At 27.0% G+C, this 2,497-nt stretch carries 2 protein-coding genes; both read left to right on the top strand.

What is annotated here, in order from left to right:
- The first annotated feature begins 141 nt into the window (after positions 1–141).
- Positions 142–1,668, top strand: coding sequence for a flagellar hook-length control protein FliK (locus tag E6A48_RS10205; protein ID WP_219710100.1), 1,527 nt, complete (start codon positions 142–144; stop codon positions 1,666–1,668).
- 41 nt (positions 1,669–1,709) lie between these two features.
- Complete coding sequence (locus E6A48_RS10200) at positions 1,710–2,411, top strand: flagellar hook assembly protein FlgD (RefSeq protein WP_219710099.1); 702 nt, start codon at positions 1,710–1,712, stop codon at positions 2,409–2,411.
- Positions 2,412–2,497 lie beyond the last annotated feature (86 nt).

Raw genomic sequence — 2,497 nt, 5'->3', positions numbered from 1 at the left:
GCTCGTACGCGGGAAAAAGAACAACAAAAAATTTATATGAAAAATATAATTATAAAAGCAATATATTTTTTATAAAGTAAAATTCTATATTTCCGAGCATAATAAATGATATGATTTTTATTTTTTAAGAGGATTATGTTTATGATAAACTCAGTTAGCAATGTATTATCTTTTAATGACAGCAATATATCTGCTAATAACAATAATACAATTTATAATCTATATGATGACAATAATAGTTTCGCTAAAATGTTAGATGAAGCAAAAAATAGTGAAGATATTTATTCTCAAAGTATTACAAATAAATCTATAGAAAAAGAAGAAGATTATCAAAATAGTTTATCTTCTCAACAAAACAATATAACAGATGAAAATCCTCAAAACAATGTTGAAAACACTGAAAATATAAGAAAAGAAAGTATTGAAAATAACGCTGATGAAGCTCAAAGTAGTGAATTAAAAGAAAGTGTAAATAATGAAGAAAAAGCAGAAATATCAGAAAACAATAGCAAAGAAGATAAAAATATAGAAAACGCTGAAAATATAGATAACAATGAAATTAAAAAAGATATAATGTCTTCTAAAGAAAAAGCAAAAAAATTAATTGATAAAGCAGGCCTCATAATAGAAAATTACAAGGCTGATAAAAAAGCACAAATAGAAAAAAATGTTAATATAGACAGTAAAGTTAATGAAGAGAAATTATCTTCATTGATTAAAGATATTGATGATATTAAAGAAGAGCTAAAAAATATTAACTTAGAAGAATTAGATGAAAAAGATAAAAAAGAAATTACTGATTTAATAATAGCTTTAGAAAGTTTGGAAGAGATTGCTATATCATATCAAAATGATGATGATAATGTTGAAAAATTATCAGACATATTTGAATTAGTAGAAGTTGAAAATAGTAATATAGAAGAAACTTCTAAAAAATCACAAGATGATAATATAGAAAAAATAGATACAAAAATAGTAGAAGAAAATAATAATAATGAAATAGTTAACGATTCGGCAGAAACTTTTATAAGCAATGATGATAATAATGTTGCTGATAAAAGAGAGATGAGATTGCAAGAGGCTAAAGAAAATAATAACAGCAATTTAAATAACACTATATCCGATGAAAAAGGAAGCGAACTTACAATTATTAACATGAAAGATTCTTCTTCTAGTTTAAAAGGATATAATCATTATAACAATGTATCTAAAACACAAAATACTAGTAACCTTGCTGAGAATATGATTAGGTTTCAAGATTTGATGTCAAAATTGGTAGAGAAAGCACAGGTTGCTGTTAATAATGGCAAGAGTGAAGTTTTAATGTCACTTAATCCTGAATATTTAGGTAAGGTGAGATTAAAAATAAGTATGGACGCTGATAACAATTTAGTTGGAAAAATATTTGTAGATAATGCTGAAATAAAAGACATATTTACAAAAAACTTAGATACTGTTATTAGTTCTTTAAATGAGATAGGAATAAATATTGAAGGCTTTGATGTAATGCTTAGACAGGATATGCCTAATGAAAATGGTGAGTTTGAGTTTGGAGAAAGCAACAATAATAATTTAAATGGTTTTGGAGTAGACAACATAGAAGAAGAGGTTGTAAGCGTACAAAATTATAATATAGTTCCAGAGAGAAAATTGAATTTATTAATATAAAAAAATAATTAAATAAAAAATAACTTAGGAGATAAAAAATTATGATATCAGCAGAAGCATTAAGAATGAGTGATAAGGAGATAAGAATATTAAAGCAAGAAGTTGGAGCTTTTAACTTGCAGCATAATTTTGAAAGAGATCCTGCTAAAAACTCTTTAGGTAAAGATGACTTTTTAAAACTCTTAACAGTACAAATGAGCCATCAAGACCCATTGTCTCCTATGGATAACAGAGATATGATAGCACAGCTCGCACAGTTTTCTTCTGTAGAGCAAATGACTGAAGTTAATAAGAACTTAGAATCTATGAAGACATTTTATTCTAGTCAAAGTGGTTATTCTATGCTTGGCAAAAGTGTTGAAGTAATGGACGAGGCTGGAAATAGATTCTTAGGACCTGTTGAGATGGTTATGGAAAATGACACTGGAGTTGCTTTGGCGGTTAGAACTGCTAGCGGACTTATAACTGTTAGACCTGAAGATGTTATGATAGTACATTCTAGTGGAGATTTAATGGCTTCAGAATCTGCAGCTACTGCTACAATTATGGAAAATCAGAGTGAAGATGAAGCTACAAAAATATTCAAATCATCATTAGCAGATAAAGCTCAAATAGTAAGACCTTCAGAAGATGACGGAAATGGTGATGCGGTTGTTAATAATTCTGTTATAATGACAGCAAAAGAAGATAATAAACAAAACGAAGAAAAAACTAGTATAGGCAACAAAACTATTAAGAAATAATAATTAATATAATACAATATATATAATGTATTAAGCAATATTTATATTTGAGCTTAAAAAATGCAGTCCTTTTGCTTCTTTGGGTC

Origin of the sequence: Brachyspira pilosicoli (assembly GCF_019402445.1) — a bacterium.
GTDB lineage: Bacteria > Spirochaetota > Brachyspiria > Brachyspirales > Brachyspiraceae > Brachyspira > Brachyspira pilosicoli_B.
The sequence above is the reverse complement of the archived record's forward strand: the minus strand, read 5'-3'. Positions and strand labels throughout refer to the sequence as shown.

What these genes read in the sequence shown, in the direction of transcription:
- E6A48_RS10200 (WP_219710099.1), top strand. Translation starts at nt 1,710, where the DNA reads ATGATATCAGCAGAAGCATTAAGAATGAGTGATAAGGAGATAAGAATA.
- E6A48_RS10205 (WP_219710100.1), top strand. Translation starts at nt 142, where the DNA reads ATGATAAACTCAGTTAGCAATGTATTATCTTTTAATGACAGCAATATA.